The following is a 14,633-nucleotide window of genomic DNA, read 5'->3' as shown; positions in this document are numbered from 1 at the left end:
TGGTTTACAGCGCGCGTATGCCGTTGGACCGGCCGCCTTAGCTCAGTCGGCAGAGCGTCTCACTCGTAATGAGAAGGTCGCGAGTTCGATTCTCGCAGGCGGCTCCACCAAAACCCCAGCTAGAACATTGTTTTAGCTGGGGTTTTCCGTGTAACAAAACGGTAACGTTGTGCCAAGAAAGGCCAAGATGTTACTTCTTTTACCGAACACAGACCGAGCACAGACCGAACATGAAGGCAAGGCGTTTTGGGCCATAACAGCAAGGCGTGCTGGGTAAGGGGTAGCCAGGAAAGTAGCAATACAAATTGATATGCTTACGGTGAATCATCAATGAGGGAGGTGACGCTATGTTGGCGTGGCAATCGGCACGAAACGAAGCTCGCGCAATACGCGACGCTGTACCTGTAAGTAAGCACGGGCTGGGTAGTCTCACAGAGATAGCAAACATGCTCGGCGCCGAGGTATGGGTGGGCAACCTCGACCCGGACATCTCCGGTTTCGTGGTCAAAGAAGCAAACAAGTCCCCCGAAATCTTTATTAACGCGTCGGACACCCCTCAGCGGCAACGCTTCACGCTTGCACATGAAATTGGGCACCTCGTAGACCGAATGAAACTTGCTGAAGATGATGATTACTCTTTCATCGACCACAGGTCGTCAAAACATTATGATCTCCACGAGTTTTACGCAGATGAGTTCGCAGGAGAACTGCTCATGCCTGCTGATCAATTCCATGAGATCATTACGAAAGGCGAGTATGCTGCTGCCGCAGAATTCGGGGTATCACTGCCCGCAGTGCGCAAGAGGCACTCACGTTTAAAGAAGAACCCATAGTGACGTCCGACGAAGCTAATAACACAGGCGCCCCAAAAGCTGACACGCCAGACGGTACCGATTGGGAAAGCCACAACGTAGACGAGCTTGCGCGCAAGGGGAAAGAGGATCTCGCCAATCGTGACAAAGAGCTGAACTCGGAGGCCGTGGATCTAGCGGATACGATGAGGCGGGCACACCCCAGTCCTGACCCGCTATCTACCGCAATGCAGAAGCCCGTTGGGTCCCCGGCATTCTTGACTGCTTTAGTGAAATGGCACCCAGCTATCGGCTGTTTCCAGTTCCTGGCAGATTGCACTAATCCAAGTAGCGATGCCCCAGATATCCGGTTCAACCAGGCATTAGAGAGATGGCCGCGACTGTTTTGGTTTTGCATCATTGTTGACAAAATCGTGATGCTCGCGGTTTTAGCGGGTCTCGGGATCATCGCAAGCAGAGTTATTTACCTAACGCTATTCGCATAGCAGTACCCCCAAATTCTCTACGAAGGCGACCATCGCCGACCGCCAACAAAGAAAACGCTAACCCTTGGAGCAAAGGAATTCTAAGGCCGAAGCCCTACTCCCATTCGGGAACCCAGCTTAATCCTTCACGGGTTAGCGTCTTGAGTACGAGAATAATTACGCACAATATCTTGTGCAAAATTGAAACGCCACGCTCGGGTTAACTGGCCGCTTAGCGCGAGCGAAAGCGCTAAATCGCCTCCGGCACCGCCCGCATGCCACCCCGCCGCGCAGTCCTCTGCGAACGACGCGCAGCGCGCCGGGTCTCTCGGTCGCGCTCGGCGGCCAGGTGCGCGTCCATCGCATCCGGGATAGCGTCTAACCCTTCGTCCCAGAGGTGGCCGTACACGTTCAGTGTGGTCGAGGCGTCTGCGTGGCCACACATGCGCTGGACCACGTAAACGTCTGCCCCTGCGGCGATGGCCATGGTCACCCCGGTGTGTTTCAGGGTGTAGGTGTCAATGCCCTCGAGGCCAGCAATCTCGCACATGTGGCGCCAGACGCGCCGCCATCTGGCGTCTGTCCACACGTGGCCATGCTCGTCGGGCAGGAGTAGATCGTCGGGGTTTTTACCGACGCAGGCGTCTTCGAGGTCCAGGAGTAGGTCCCCGCCGACGGGCACGTCGCGGTGGAGTTTGTTCTTGGTGGGTCCAGGGTGCCCGAGTGCGTCAACAGAGCGGCGAATGGTCAGTCGTCCTCGCCGGTAGTCCAGGTCATCGACAGTTAAGCCTTTGGCTTCACCGGGGCGCATGGCCGTCATGAGCAGGACCCGGACAAGGAGTTCTGCTTCTTCGGTGGGTGCGGCAGCAAGCAAGCGGTCGATCTCGCCCACGCGCAGCGCCCGACGACGTCCTTTCTCTTGGCGGACAAGGTCACCGGATTCCAGTGGGTTGCGGTAGATGATGGATTGCTTGACTGCGAGCTTCAGGATGGCGTTGATAACGATGCCAACTTTACGTTTTTGGCCACTGCCTAGTGGTTGGCTTGAGGTTTGTCCGACGCGTCTGGTGTGGAGGGTGTCGATCCAGGTGGTGATTGTCGGCCCGTCGAGTTCGCAGATAGGTGTGTCACCGAAGACGGGGGCAACATGCGCCCACGCTGACTTGTAGGAGGCGATGGTTTTGGGTGCGCGGCTGGCTTTCGATTCGATCCATGGTTCCCAGAGGTCACCAAGGGTGATGTCGCGCTTATCCTTGGTAATCCAGGTGCCGTGGTCTTGGCCGACGCGGGCGGTGGCCACGTAGGCTTCGGCGGCGTCTTCGGTTGCGAAGGCTTTGGAGACGGGTTTACCGTGTTCTTCCCAGACGGCTAGCCAGCGTTTGCCTTTGCCCCAGCGAGCGGATTTGATGCGCTTCTTGCGGCTGGTTTTATCTGGGTTGGGTTTGGTCCACAGGTCGCGTACGTGTCCCATGTAGAATCGTCTCCTGTCTAGTTAGTCGCTGGACATTCTTTGTTAGTCGCCTTGGGGTGAGCCTGCCCGCTCACCCCAAGGCGCATCTCGTAAGTGGAAGGCTGCCAGTCGGCATACTCCCTCCAGGCTTAGTTTGTTATCCGAAGCTCTCGAGATTTCTGTAGACTGTTCCCTCGCTTGGGCCTTCGGTAACCGTGCATGTGAAGGTATTCCTTATTGATGCTCCGTAACTGTTGTCCGCATCTACCCACCCCGAAGCGCGGTAGCCACCAGTAACTGGGGTGAAAGTCCACTCCTTACGAGGTGCGAATTGTGCACTCGATGGGGACTTCAATTGCCCTCTCACGAGGTCTTCGCAGGAGAGTCGAGCTTCTGTTTCGTCGACTGTCGTTTTTGCTTTTTCCTTTTCTGTGCTTGTGGAGCTACCTCCGCACCCTGTGAGCAGGACGGATAGGCTGATTACCATGGTGGGTAGTAGGTATTTCATGAGAGTCCTTCCGGATCGATGGCAAGTTTTCAGACGTTGGGCGTAGTGGCCTGTGGTCAGGTGTACAATCGGTCGTTCATGATGTGCCGCCAAGTCGTAATGACATGGATTGTGACCCCGAGCTCGTGTGCAATAGCGGATGCCGCTGGGCCATAAAGATTCTCAGCAAGGGCATACTCGCCCGGGCTGATGAGCAACTCCACCGCGAACTGGTCAGCCTGCTGCTCCTGGCGTGCAGACCACCACCCTTGCGCGCCGGGTACATGTCCGTGGTGCGCATGGCCTAATTCGTGAGCAAGAGTGCATAGCTGTTCGACGTGGTTGAGGTTCTGTGCGAGCAAGATTAGTTCGAATTCGGGGAACCACCCTCCTTTGTGTCCTTTTGGTAACCAGCCCATATCGTCGAAGTCGACAAACACTCCCATGCCTGAGGCTAAATCAAGCAAAGAGTAGTAATTATGTGCCATTGTCGCCTGCCTTGAGTGCTTTGACCTCGCGGGCAAGTTCAGCCATGTCTTTCGCATTGACGCGGGCGTCTTCGGCCTCACGGTAACCAACCGCAAGGATGGCATCCAGGTTGTAGTGCTCGATGTTGCGGCGTACCGAACGCCCCTGTTCAAGGGCAACATTTTCCATTTTGGAAATAGTTGCTTCGCGTAAAAGTTCCCCATCTTCATAGATGGACTTTAAGTGCTTGCTGATTGAAGAAACACCGACATTGAACAGGTCGGACATTTGCTTCTGGCTAAGCCACGCGGTGCCGTCTTTAAGCTGAAGACGAACGTGCGCCTTGCCGTCCTCGGTGGTGTAGATGGCGATCTGGTCCGGTGTGCTCATAGCCGTCTCCTTTACGGCCCGTCGTGGTAGCCATCATCCCCTGGCCCGGGCTCCGGCGGGGTGGTGTCAGCCACGTGCGCACGCTCCGGCTTCTCATTCTCCCGCCAATTCTCACCCTTGTGGACAGTCGCGCCGGCTTCCTTCGCCTTACGCTTCGCCGCCAGGTCTGCAGGCTCCGGAATCTCCACCGGCGTATCCAGCGACAGCTCAAAGGTGCCCTCAAACATCTCCGACGCATTCACCCGCGCGGTGATCTCCGCGAAAATGTCCTCCCAGTCCGCACGCTTTAACGCCTCACGCACCGCAAGCGACTCACTGGCGCCAACCTCGTCAGCATTCAGGAAGCCCATCTCGACGAGCGCATCCGCCGGCGCGACCCCATACGCCCGAGCAATCGCAATCGCATTCTCCGCCGTCGTATAGCGGCGGTTTACATGGTTCAGCAGGCTGGAGTGATTGAGCTTCGCAGCTTTAGCCGCAAGCGATGGCGTCGGCGCGCCGGGTAGCGACGCAAGCCATTCTCCAAAGTCTTTTCTTTGCATGATGTCAATTTTAAACATCAAGGTCAGGCATGTCAATAAATGACAAAACCGGTAAAAGTTGACAAAAAATAACACGGCTGATAAAAATTAACATCAACGTTAAAGATTGGAGAACGGGATGAAGTTGAAACCTGGATACCTCGACGGCCTAGCCCGCGACATCGCAGCCACAAGCGACCAAGACCTCGCCGGCTTCCTCGGAATCACAACAAAACAACTCGAAAACCTACGCTACGGCGCCGAAATCACACCGCAAACCGCGGCAATCCTCGAAGCCCGACGCCAAGCACACCTCAAAGCAGCAAACATCCTCGACCCCGCCGCATAAGCGACGTCGAGAAGCACAAGAAAGGAAAAGGCTGATGATGGATACCTCAACACTTGAATACGTCGCCTACCTCAATGGCGTGTTCGAAAGCGAGATCAAATACCTTGCCGGCGAAGATCGCGCAAAGGAGATTATCGCCGAAGCTAAAGCATCGGCCAGGCGATTCTGTCGCGAAAATGCACTCCGGCGAGGCGACCATGCGACCGCCGAATTCTACAGCGATTAAAGACGGAGACACGAAGCCCGACTAGTCGGCGCCGGTGTGCGAGCCACCGGCGGGCACTAGGGGAGTGCCGCGCGATGAGGACACGCGGCACGTAAGGCGTACCCATGACCGGTCCCTTTCTGCCGAGAGGTACTGCCTCCCCACCAAAAGAAAAACGGCCCTCACCGCCGCAACCGGTGAGGACCAGTGGAATCAAATAAAGGAAACCATGAATCACAATACCACCTTCTTAACCGTCAAGGAATTCTCCGCCAGATCCGGCTACAGCGAACAATTCGTCCGCCGCCTCGTACGCCGCGGCGAAATCCGCTCAGGACGACGCCGCGGTGCTACACCGCGCAAAGGCTTGAAGATTCTCATCCCAGAACAAGAGCTTGACCGGTTCTGCCGCATGGATCCCGCCGCATGAATCAGAAGGAACGAACTGCCATGAAACTAACCACCAAGATTGCCCGCTGGCTTACGCACAACCCGCGCCCACCCCGTGGGAAGCGTCGCATAGAAAATCAGCCCGACCCGGTCACTATCGCAGACCTCTTGGTCCGCATGGGAACCACAAAGGAGAAGCCATGACCGCCCCAGACCCCGACACGCTGGGAATCAGGCTCTTCGCCCTGGCCCAAGAGACGCCCCCAGCCGCAAAGCGTCGGCGCCAGTGCCCGGAGTGGAAGAAGCTCCGTGAGGCAACCGTGGCGCTTGACTACCTGCTCCAGCAGACACTGCTCGCTGATGAAGCACTCAGCCTGGACACCCACCTTAAAGAGGTTGATGCCGCGGTATTCGAGATTTCCAAAGCCCTATCTGACTTCCGCCAAGTCTGCCTGCAGAAGATTGCCCGCTACCCACACCTACCCATCCAGGAACAACACCAGGCGTTCCTGGATATGAAAGGACAACCCCGTGAAACCTACTGACATGCCCGGAGCACCACACCCTGTCTCCAAACCCCAGGAGCAAGAAAACCGTAGTCAACCTCCGGCATCACGTGTGACCTTGTATACCACCCGCAGTGGCGAGCCTGTTGGGCTGCTCGTTGATAGGAAGCGTATCAACCTGCCGCACGGCACGCAGTTCCGTCTGCGGAGCCAAAACGTCGGCCAAGTGCGCCTAGAGCTGAGTTTGGCCGTCAGCAATATCCGCATGATTCCTGACGGCACTCGCGTGGCCAAACAACACAACAAGGCGGTCAGGTAATGAGTCCGATTATCGCCATTGCTGTCTGCATCTGGGCAGGCGTGATTATGACCGTCCATCAGCGCAGCTGCCGCGACCTCGTCGCAGAAAAAGACCAAGAACTCAAAGCCCTGCGCTATCGCTTGGACGAACTACTCTCAGAACGCCCAGGGAGGTGGCACCATGCCCGCTAACCCACTTGTCAACGCCGGGCACTTGGCCGTGCCGTGGGACTTCCTCACCGGAACCGGCTCAGATGAAGCAATCCGAAAGACCGCAAGCCAAGCAGCCACTGACCTCGCAGAGGTCATGGTCGGGGCGTGGGCAGAACGTGGCATGCACCGCGGCAGCGTCTACGCCCGTGAACTGCGCCGCGAGGTCCTCAACGTTACCCACGGTTTCCACCTGCGTCTCTTAGCCGAAGAACGCGAGTTAGCACGAAAAGAACAGGAGGCATTCGGAGCATGAACGACGATCTGATTCTTGATATCGAACGCACCGTCCTTAGCATCGTGGCCGAGCATATGGCCACGGGCAAAGTCCCAGCCCAGGACGCACCCCAGGAGTCCGTCCCGGTGGTGGCTTCGACAGTAAACGAGTTGGCGGTTGCCCGCCAAACCGCAGCGGACTACGCCGCCCAGATACAAGTCCTGGAGCAGGACCTTGCCGACGCACAGGCTGAGACGAAGAAAGCGGCTGTCGAAGTGAGCGAATTGAAAGAGGCTGTTGCCCAGACTGAGCGCATCATCTTCGACCATAAGGACACAATCAAAGAACTCGACGCTGAGGTCAAGAACGCCCATCGCAGTGCAGAGCATGCGAAAAAGACCGCGACTGAGGCCCGGGCCGCACGTGACGCAGCACTCGAAGAACTGTCCACAGCTCAAAGCCTTGTCGCCGCGCGGACGAAGCAGCGTGATGAACTGCAACGCGTTGAAGAGCGGCTGAACGTCCATAACGAGAATCTGCGCAAGGATCGCATGCAGCTGTCGGAACTGAATCAGCAGTTGCAGACCAAGTTGGAGAAGAAAGAATCTGAGTCCAACGATCTGGTGCAGAAACTGACCCGTCAGCTGGAGAACTCCAAGCGGGCTAACGACGAACTGCGCGAGAAGCTCGACACAATCGCTGATGCGGGTGCCACCAAGCAAGCGCTTAAAGACCTTGTCGCTGGCCGTCAAGCCGTCTCCATGGCCGTCGACATGCTCATCGCAGACGATGGGGATTACGCTCTGGACCCAAAAGACGCCCCGGTCAAGAAGTTGATGGCGGCTATCCAGATCTTGGATGGGAAGGCGAAAAAATGAGTGTTGCCGATTGCTACAGCCGTCGCACCTACCCGCCGGCTAAGCGACTTGTTGGTGTGGCTATCTGGGATGGGAAAACGTGGGTCGATCACGGGGACATCGCAGCAGCTATTCCGAAGTGGTGGGAATCCCAGCGTATGCGTCGCACGTCTGCAGCCATCATCGCCGGTGTGCGCCACATCGACACCGCCTCGTTAAAGCAGTGGGTTCACGAACTCGAGCACGCTGACCGCAAAGACCAAGCGGCTGCCTTGACCCGGCTGATTGGTTGGGCGGAGATGGTGGCAGCGAACCTGCGATTGCGTGGCCATGAGTGATTCCCGTGAGGCCGACCGGTGGTGGGATTCCCTTGAACCGGTCCGACGGGTGCAGATTCATCGGTGGATTGAAAACCCGGTTCATGTGGCCACGATCCCTGGCCAGATTCCGTTGATTGATGTCGAGAAAGGAAAGGAGCAAGAAAAATGAGCACGAAAGAAAGAAAATCACTGCTGATTATGGACGGTGTCTCCCTCCAGGGCGCGTTGCGTGCAGCCCTTGCGGTTGCCCCGTCGTCTGGGGAAACCGCATGCGTGTGGCTGCAGGTCATCCAGTCAGAACAACCGAGCATATTCGTATGCGCGAATGACCCGAAAAACCATATGCTCTTAGCAGCATTCGTGCCCGTGGTGAGCATCGACCTCGCCGACGAGCGGGACGATTGCATCATCGTGTCGATTCCGACGGTCCGCGAGTTGCTTGCGATGAAGGTGAAGAAACCACGCGATGATGAACTGTGGCCAAACGTGGCGTGGGAAATCACCGAGGACCGCATTACCCAATCCGACGCAGGTGTCATCTTCGGGCGGGTGTTCAAGGTCAAGCGGGAGTCTCCGGCGGTGTATGAATCTGTTTCAGTACCGGAAGTGCTCGCCGAGCGTGTTGCTGAGGCGCGTGACAGGGGTTTCCTTGAGTACGAAGATTGGAGCATTGCGCTGGAGCCTGCGCAGGTGAAGCGCATTGGTGCGGCTATGTCCAACGTGGGCGTGTCCTCTGCCCTGATTGAGTGCATGCCACCGCATGGCAATCAGAGCTCCTGCACCTGGGTCCGCGCAGATGACCTCAGTATCTTGGCCTGGACTCTGCGTGAAGAGCCGGACGCCACGACTTCTGCCCCGGAGGCTGATGTAACAGTGGAAGCGAACGTGTTAGAGCTACCTTCGGCTCGCCAACTGGTTGCCGCTAATCCACCCAAGGGATTTGCCTGATGGTGGATTCGTCTGATGCACGGTGTCGGATTGAGCGCTGGCCTGCCGGTGTGCGCTTGTGGGAATCGGCCCAGCCTGGTGAGTCATCCGCTCGTGTTGCTTACCGTCATGCTCGCGCTCGGGCGGAATGCCTGCGGTGTCCCTTGCTTGAGGCGTGCGAGTCTGCGCTGTCCGATATGGAAGTGTCGCGGTTGCCGGTTGATGGGGTGATGGCGGCACGGTATTCCGATGTAGGTGTGCCCAGTGAGGGCAAGATCCTCCAGGACCGCTGCTTGGTGTGTGGCCACCAGATGGCGCCACAAGGCGGGTGGGGTGCCATGCGCATGTATCCCACAACAGCGCTTCGTCATGTTGGCCAAGGCCTGTGCAACAAGTGTTGGCCTGGCAATCACAGACCACCAGCACAAAAGCCCCGGCAACCTCGCAGGGACAATCACCCGTTTCCTACCCATTTCGATGAGTAACCCGTAAGAAAGGAGAAGGTCATGGCATGGCTTCGAGTTGGCGACAATATTGTGACGCACCCGTTGATGTCTCGCCTGCTGGAAGCATGCGAATATGACCACGCCCTGAAAAATGAGGCCTTTGGGCTATTTATCTCCATGGCGACTGTCTCGGCAGCCCATCTCACTGATTATGTGGTGGAGCCTGGTCTTGTCGGTCAGTTTGCCCCTGGCCATGAGACTCGACTCCTGGACGTCTTGCGTGAAGCAGGACTGGTCAAAAATCACAAGGATGAGGCTACGAGCCGGTGGCTGTATGCACTGGAGAACGATGAAGAATTCGTCCACATGCGGTCGAAGGCTGAAGTCGAGCTCGACCGTGACCGGCAGCGTGACCGTCGTAACCCCGAGCTCTCGATCCCCGTAAGGGTCCGCGATGGTGACCAGTGCCGCTGGTGCGGGAAGACACTGAACTTCAACGACCATAAATCTGCCCGTGGCGGCACAATCGATAGCCTTAACGGTCACGAAGAGTCGACTGTCGACACGCTGGTGGTCTCGTGCAGGGCATGCAACTCGGCGCGCAAAGACGGTGAGGGTAAAAACTTTGTCCTTCGTCCTGTGCCTACGGATCCGTGGTATCGTCCGCAGACCATTAAGTGGATTAATAACCACGAGTGGTCGCAAGCAAATGGGGTAAGCATTACCCCTGCTCAACAAGAATTACCCATCGACAAAGACGAAAAGGAAGAACAGCCCCGTGAAGTAGATCCCTATGAGGGCGCCCCGGAGTGGGCGAAGCCGAATGAAGCGGAGCGTGCCGAGATGGCGCGTTTAGCAGATGAGATGCCCGACTGGATGACGTCAGATCCGCGTAGTGGTGGAGCGCAGCCTGGGAGTGCAGCAGACCCACTTGGTGGTGGAGCGCAGCCTGGGAGTGCAGCAGACCCACTTGGTGGTGGAGCGCAGCCTGGGAGTGCAGCAGACCCACACGCGGAAGACGCGTCTGCTCTTGAGAAAAATCCAAACGGATATCCGTTGGATATTACGGGTAGCCAGGGTGACGAACCGGGGTTGTACGGGTCGGGTCGGGTCGGGTCGGATCTGGTCGGGCCTGGAAGGAAAGGCAAGCGCCGTAGGCGCAGGGGCAGGAGAGGAACTAAGTAGTTATGGATTCTCTTTCTGTTGAGGATTATCTGCGTAAATCATTAGGGAAGTTGGAGCGGTATCTGCCTGTCCTTGATGAGCTGTTGGTGCCGAGTTCGTCGAGTAAGTCTGATGGTGGCGTTCGCGGTGGTGCGCCGGGTTCGCGTCCGCCGTTGAGTGTGCCGTTGCTTGATTTGAAGTGTCAGGTGGAGGACACGTTATCGCGGTGGGTGGTCATGGCGTTATCCGTGTCGGGTGTCCCGACTCCTGGCCCTTGGCATGGTGTGGACGCTGTGGCTGTTCTCGGCGAGTTGGCTGGGGTGGTTGCGTCGCAGCCGTGGGCGTCGAGGTGCTGTGATGAGGTTGCTGCCCTGGCGCTGGTGGTCGGTGATGTGGTTGCCCCGTCTGATGGTGTTGGCCATATGCCACCTGAGGTTGGGGGTGTTCGTGAGGTTGCTTCGTGGGCGGTACACCTGGGTAGGAAGGTTCATTACTCGACGGTCTCGCGGTGGGCGAAAGCCGGGAAGATTCCTTCTGAAAACACTGCCGATGGTCGCACCCTAGTCCGGCTTGCTGATGTTTTAGAAAGGTGTCATGAACTGGGGTTCTAGGTGTGCAACACCCTGTGTGTTATGCTCGTGGTGAAAGAGTTAGGCCCCCAGGGAAGTTATCCCCTGGCGGGCCTTTCGTCATTCTTCACCCCGAAACCCCAGCGCTGCTTATCGCGGCACTGGGGTTTTGTCGTTCCTGCAAAAGAAAGGAGGCCCTCATGAGCAAGCATGAGAGCCAAGGCCAGATTACACCATTCGACTTCCAGGGCAACACGGTGCGTGTGATCGCCACTAACCCGGACGTCCCGCTGTGGGTGGCCCGTGATGTGGCGGTTGCTCTTGGGTATAAGGACCCGACCAATGCCATCAAGCGTCATTGCAAGGGGTTCAAAGCGTGCGCGTCATTGGTGAACCGGACCTGTACCGGCTCATCGTTGGTAGCGACCTGGAGACTGCCCAGGAATTCGAGCGCGTCGTGTTCGAGGAAGTGCTGCCGTCGATACGCAAGCACGGCGGCTACCTGACCCCGTCGAAGCTTGAGGACGTGCTGCTGAATCCGGACACGTTGATTCAGTTGGCGCAGAATCTCAAGGCGGAGCAGGAGAAGTCCAAGGCGTTGGCCGCCAAGATTGAGCGTGACCGTCCTAAGACTGTGTTTGCGGACGCGGTGGCCACGTCGTCAAGCACAATCCTGGTTGGTGATTTGGCGAAGATTCTGCGTGGCAATGGCGTTGATATCGGAGCTAACCGGCTCTTTGCCTGGCTTCGCGATAACAAGTTCTTGATCTCAAGGCGTGGCCAAGACTGGAATATGCCCACGCAACGGTCGATGGACCTTGGCCTGTTCCAGATCAAGGAGACCGCCGTGACTCACGCTGATGGTCATGTGACGGTGTCGAAGACACCGAAGGTGACAGGCAAGGGGCAGCGGTACTTCATCGATAAGTTCCTTGGGCAGGAATCAAGCTATGATGGCCAACTAGAACTAACGCATACGTAGGAGGTGGTCACCATGGCACGCGCGAACACTGTCTGCGCTGTCCCCGGCTGCCCACGTCCAACACATGCGCGAGGCTTCTGCCGGGAGCATTCCGCATTAAGCGACAAGCACCAGCGCGAGACAGTCCCAACAAAGATCCTTGGGGCACGTAGCCAAGAGAAGCGCCGTCGCGCCGACGCAGTTGAACAGTGGCGGCAACGCTTCGGAAACATCTGCCCCGGATACGGTCGCCCGCCACACCCCGCGACCGATCTCACCGCCCAGCATTCACACGCCCTCGTCCTGGGCGGCGACGCTGACCAACCCCTCACCGTGCTGTGCCGGTCGTGTAATTCCCGGCACGGTCTTGAGTCTCGGAACCGTCAGAGGGACCGCCGTCTCGTCGGGGTGGGGGAGACCCCCTAAACCCCACCTGACCTGAGCCGTGGGGGAGGGCGCCAAGAAGTTTTTAGGGTTCAAAAAACCAGGTAGGAGGGTGAAAACATGGGTTCTGGTGGTGCCCGAAGTCGGTCCGGGCCGCGCCCTGATCCGACGTCGAAACGCTCCGCGCAACGCGGAATTACAAGTTCACTACGACGGCTACCAACAAGCGGGTACACGGGGAAGATACCCGCTTGGCCGCTACCGAAAAAGCCGAACCGAGAGGTCGCCTTATGGAAGAAAGTGTGGCGCTATCCGCAAGCTGTCGCATGGGCTGAACAGCCCTGGCAGTGGTTGATGATTGCCCACTACGTCCACTGGGCGGTCAAAAGTGAACAACCTGATGCGTCCCCGTCGACGATGACACAAACGATGCGCTTGGCCGATGCTATTGGGTTAACCCCGGCTGGGCTTCGTGAGAACGGGTGGGAGATTAGCGCCGATACCGAGATGGAGGAGGCGGAGTCGACCGCTTCCCAACCCGGACAAAACGTGGTGCAAATCCGCCGCCGACTCCGCGAATAAGCATTGCCTGAATGGAAAGTTGATTTCCCTACCCTTGGCGATCTCTGGGACGCCTGGGTCCAAGCACACTGCCGCGTCCCAGACGGCTACCTTCGTGGCGAACCTATGAGGTGGTCAGACTGGCAGTTCTGGTGCGCAGCGAAATTTGGCGAGATTCGCGCCGGGTTGAAGTGGGACGGCAAACCGTTAGGTAACCAGGCGTTTCGTTACCGTCGTATGCAGGTTGTTCTGCCCCAGAAGATGGGTAAAGGTCCATGGGCGGCAACGATGTGTGCGCTGCAGGCTGTAGGGCCTGCGGAGTTCTGCGGGTTTGCTCAGGCTGGTGATGCCTACAGGTGTGCCGATTGGGGTTGTCCGTGTGGGTTTGAATTCCAATACATGGAAGGCGAACCGATGGGCAGGCCTCACCCGTCGCCACTTCTGCAGATTACGGCAACTAGTGAAGACCAGACAGACAACACCTACCGCCCGCTGCGGTCCATGATTCGTCTGGGCCCGTTGCAGTGGCTGTTAAAGGACCTTGGCACGTTCGTCAGGGTCCTGGGCCACGAGGGCGGCGAAGATGCGGACCGTATCGACGTCGTCACCGCCTCAGCAGACTCCAAGGTCGGCAACCCTGTCAGTTTCGTCATCCAGGACGAGACCGGCCTGTGGACGGCAACGAATCGAATGACAAAACTGGCCGATAACCAGCGCCGTGGCCTGGCGGGTATGTCGGGACGCTCTATCGAGACCACGAACGCCTGGGATACGGCAATCAACTCGGTAGCCCAACAGACCTACGAGTCCCCGGTTGATGACGTCTTTCGCTTCTACCCACAACCGCCAGCAGATCTGCGGTGGCAGGTAGCCAGTGAGCGGCGCCAAATCCTGGAGTACGTCTACATGGGTACTCCATGGGTCAACCTCGACTCGATTGAAGCAGAAGCCTCAGAACTAAATCACCGCGACCCGGAGCAAGCCGAAAGGTTCTTCGGGAATCGGTCAACGTACGCCTCTGGCACATGGCTGCCAGCTGGACTGTGGGAGGACGCATATGGAATGGCTGAACAATCCGCCGAATAACACCAGCATCTGCCTAGGCTTTGACGGCTCCGAAGTCAACGACTTCACCGCTCTGCGAGCAGAAACCTCCGACGGCTTCCAATTCACCCCACGCTACGGCCCCGACAAACGCCCCACCATCTGGAACCCCGCCCAATGGGGCGGACGTATCCCCCGCGGCGAGGTCATGGCAGCAGTCGATGAAATCTTCGACCGCTACAACGTCGAGCGCATGTACTGCGACCCACAAGACTGGCGCTCCGAGATAGGCGACTGGGCACTAGCCCACGGCAGTGAAACAGTCTTTGAATGGCCCACCAACTCCATCAGACGCATGTGCGCAGCCCTCTCTCGCTTCGAGATTGACCTATCGACAGGCCGGATCCGACACGACGGCTGCCCACTAACCGCAATGGCCGTAGCCAACGCCAAACGCGTGGCCAAACCAGGCCAACAGTACATCCTGGGAAAACCCACAGACCACCAAAAAATAGATGCCGCAATGGCCTCCGTAGTCGCCCACGAAGCAGCCATGGACGCCCACGCAGCAGGCTGGGCAAGCACCCAACAATCAGCAGTCATCGTATTCGGACGCCGAAGGAGGTAAACC

At 57.7% G+C, this 14,633-nt stretch carries 24 protein-coding genes, 1 tRNA gene and 1 pseudogene; 22 read left to right on the top strand and 4 right to left on the bottom strand.

What is annotated here, in order from left to right:
- Positions 1-31 precede the first annotated feature (31 nt).
- A tRNA-Thr gene (locus ATK06_RS02410) sits at positions 32-107 on the top strand.
- A 240-nt stretch (positions 108-347) separates the two neighbouring features.
- Complete coding sequence (locus tag ATK06_RS02405; RefSeq protein WP_098388780.1) at positions 348-833, top strand: ImmA/IrrE family metallo-endopeptidase; 486 nt, start codon at positions 348-350, stop codon at positions 831-833.
- A gap of 693 nt (positions 834-1,526) precedes the next feature.
- Here the strand turns inward: ATK06_RS02405 and ATK06_RS02395 are convergent.
- The 4 genes from ATK06_RS02395 to ATK06_RS02380 form a co-directional block, all read right to left on the bottom strand.
- Complete coding sequence (locus ATK06_RS02395) at positions 1,527-2,747, bottom strand: tyrosine-type recombinase/integrase (protein ID WP_048378844.1); 1,221 nt, start codon at positions 2,745-2,747, stop codon at positions 1,527-1,529.
- Positions 2,748-3,290: 543 nt separating this feature from the next.
- Positions 3,291-3,701, bottom strand: coding sequence for an ImmA/IrrE family metallo-endopeptidase (locus ATK06_RS02390; RefSeq protein WP_048378845.1), 411 nt, complete (start codon positions 3,699-3,701; stop codon positions 3,291-3,293).
- A complete protein-coding gene (locus ATK06_RS02385) occupies positions 3,691-4,071 on the bottom strand; it encodes a virulence RhuM family protein (protein ID WP_048378847.1) in 381 nt (126 codons plus the stop codon). Before ATK06_RS02385 ends, ATK06_RS02390 begins: the two co-directional genes overlap by 11 nt.
- Before the next feature lie 11 nt (positions 4,072-4,082).
- Positions 4,083-4,613, bottom strand: coding sequence for an XRE family transcriptional regulator (locus ATK06_RS02380; protein ID WP_143341378.1), 531 nt, complete (start codon positions 4,611-4,613; stop codon positions 4,083-4,085).
- Positions 4,614-4,731: 118 nt separating this feature from the next.
- Here ATK06_RS02380 and ATK06_RS02375 point away from each other — a divergent pair, with 118 nt between their 5' ends.
- The 20 genes and pseudogenes from ATK06_RS02375 (at position 4,732) to ATK06_RS02305 (ending at position 14,630) form a co-directional block, all read left to right on the top strand.
- Positions 4,732-4,941, top strand: coding sequence for a hypothetical protein (locus ATK06_RS02375; protein ID WP_048378849.1), 210 nt, complete (start codon positions 4,732-4,734; stop codon positions 4,939-4,941).
- Positions 4,942-4,975: 34 nt separating this feature from the next.
- Positions 4,976-5,167: a hypothetical protein gene (locus tag ATK06_RS02370; RefSeq protein WP_048378851.1), complete on the top strand. Its 192-nt coding sequence runs from the start codon at positions 4,976-4,978 to the stop codon at positions 5,165-5,167.
- Positions 5,168-5,375: 208 nt separating this feature from the next.
- A complete protein-coding gene (locus ATK06_RS02365) occupies positions 5,376-5,576 on the top strand; it encodes a helix-turn-helix domain-containing protein (RefSeq protein WP_048378853.1) in 201 nt (66 codons plus the stop codon).
- Between the two features lie 20 nt (positions 5,577-5,596).
- Positions 5,597-5,740: a hypothetical protein gene (locus ATK06_RS11165; RefSeq protein WP_161795973.1), complete on the top strand. Its 144-nt coding sequence runs from the start codon at positions 5,597-5,599 to the stop codon at positions 5,738-5,740.
- On the top strand, positions 5,737-6,081 hold the full coding sequence (locus ATK06_RS02360) for a hypothetical protein (RefSeq protein ID WP_048378855.1): 345 nt from the start codon (positions 5,737-5,739) through the stop codon (positions 6,079-6,081). Before ATK06_RS11165 ends, ATK06_RS02360 begins: the two co-directional genes overlap by 4 nt.
- Entirely contained in the window at positions 6,068-6,361 is a 294-nt protein-coding gene (locus tag ATK06_RS02355; protein ID WP_143341377.1) for a hypothetical protein, read from the top strand. The genes ATK06_RS02360 and ATK06_RS02355 overlap by 14 nt, the downstream gene beginning before the upstream one ends.
- Positions 6,361-6,534 (top strand): hypothetical protein, encoded by a 174-nt coding sequence (locus ATK06_RS11160; protein WP_161795974.1) that lies wholly within the window; start codon positions 6,361-6,363, stop codon positions 6,532-6,534. The genes ATK06_RS02355 and ATK06_RS11160 overlap by 1 nt, the downstream gene beginning before the upstream one ends.
- Complete coding sequence (locus tag ATK06_RS02350; protein ID WP_098388775.1) at positions 6,524-6,808, top strand: hypothetical protein; 285 nt, start codon at positions 6,524-6,526, stop codon at positions 6,806-6,808. The genes ATK06_RS11160 and ATK06_RS02350 overlap by 11 nt, the downstream gene beginning before the upstream one ends.
- Complete coding sequence (locus tag ATK06_RS02345) at positions 6,805-7,647, top strand: coiled-coil domain-containing protein (protein ID WP_048378861.1); 843 nt, start codon at positions 6,805-6,807, stop codon at positions 7,645-7,647. The genes ATK06_RS02350 and ATK06_RS02345 overlap by 4 nt, the downstream gene beginning before the upstream one ends.
- On the top strand, positions 7,644-7,964 hold the full coding sequence (locus tag ATK06_RS02340; RefSeq protein ID WP_048378863.1) for a hypothetical protein: 321 nt from the start codon (positions 7,644-7,646) through the stop codon (positions 7,962-7,964). Before ATK06_RS02345 ends, ATK06_RS02340 begins: the two co-directional genes overlap by 4 nt.
- Positions 7,957-8,115, top strand: a complete 159-nt coding sequence (locus ATK06_RS11155; protein WP_169916234.1) for a hypothetical protein — start codon at positions 7,957-7,959, stop codon at positions 8,113-8,115. The genes ATK06_RS02340 and ATK06_RS11155 overlap by 8 nt, the downstream gene beginning before the upstream one ends.
- A complete protein-coding gene (locus ATK06_RS02335) occupies positions 8,112-8,894 on the top strand; it encodes a hypothetical protein (protein ID WP_098388774.1) in 783 nt (260 codons plus the stop codon). The genes ATK06_RS11155 and ATK06_RS02335 overlap by 4 nt, the downstream gene beginning before the upstream one ends.
- Before the next feature lie 485 nt (positions 8,895-9,379).
- A complete protein-coding gene (locus tag ATK06_RS02330; protein ID WP_098388773.1) occupies positions 9,380-10,504 on the top strand; it encodes a TraB/TrbI/VirB10 family type IV secretion system protein in 1,125 nt (374 codons plus the stop codon).
- 2 nt (positions 10,505-10,506) lie between these two features.
- On the top strand, positions 10,507-11,094 hold the full coding sequence (locus ATK06_RS02325) for a MerR family transcriptional regulator (RefSeq protein WP_048378867.1): 588 nt from the start codon (positions 10,507-10,509) through the stop codon (positions 11,092-11,094).
- Between the two features lie 158 nt (positions 11,095-11,252).
- A pseudogene (locus tag ATK06_RS11400) lies at positions 11,253-11,470 on the top strand (BRO-N domain-containing protein); the annotation flags it as partial.
- Positions 11,471-11,509: 39 nt separating this feature from the next.
- Positions 11,510-12,034, top strand: a complete 525-nt coding sequence (locus ATK06_RS11480; RefSeq protein WP_428839365.1) for a phage antirepressor KilAC domain-containing protein — start codon at positions 11,510-11,512, stop codon at positions 12,032-12,034.
- Positions 12,035-12,046: 12 nt separating this feature from the next.
- Positions 12,047-12,439 (top strand): hypothetical protein, encoded by a 393-nt coding sequence (locus ATK06_RS11030; RefSeq protein WP_143341376.1) that lies wholly within the window; start codon positions 12,047-12,049, stop codon positions 12,437-12,439.
- A 258-nt stretch (positions 12,440-12,697) separates the two neighbouring features.
- The gene (locus ATK06_RS11390; protein ID WP_231913575.1) at positions 12,698-12,979 is read left to right on the top strand and encodes a hypothetical protein; all 282 of its coding nucleotides are present in this window, start codon (positions 12,698-12,700) and stop codon (positions 12,977-12,979) included.
- Between the two features lie 3 nt (positions 12,980-12,982).
- Positions 12,983-14,044 (top strand): hypothetical protein, encoded by a 1,062-nt coding sequence (locus ATK06_RS02310; RefSeq protein ID WP_048378874.1) that lies wholly within the window; start codon positions 12,983-12,985, stop codon positions 14,042-14,044.
- The gene (locus ATK06_RS02305) at positions 14,016-14,630 is read left to right on the top strand and encodes a terminase TerL endonuclease subunit (protein ID WP_048378876.1); all 615 of its coding nucleotides are present in this window, start codon (positions 14,016-14,018) and stop codon (positions 14,628-14,630) included. The genes ATK06_RS02310 and ATK06_RS02305 overlap by 29 nt, the downstream gene beginning before the upstream one ends.
- Positions 14,631-14,633 lie beyond the last annotated feature (3 nt).

Origin of the sequence: Corynebacterium renale (assembly GCF_002563965.1) — a bacterium.
Taxonomy (GTDB): domain Bacteria; phylum Actinomycetota; class Actinomycetes; order Mycobacteriales; family Mycobacteriaceae; genus Corynebacterium; species Corynebacterium renale.
The sequence above is the reverse complement of the archived record's forward strand: the minus strand, read 5'-3'. Positions and strand labels throughout refer to the sequence as shown.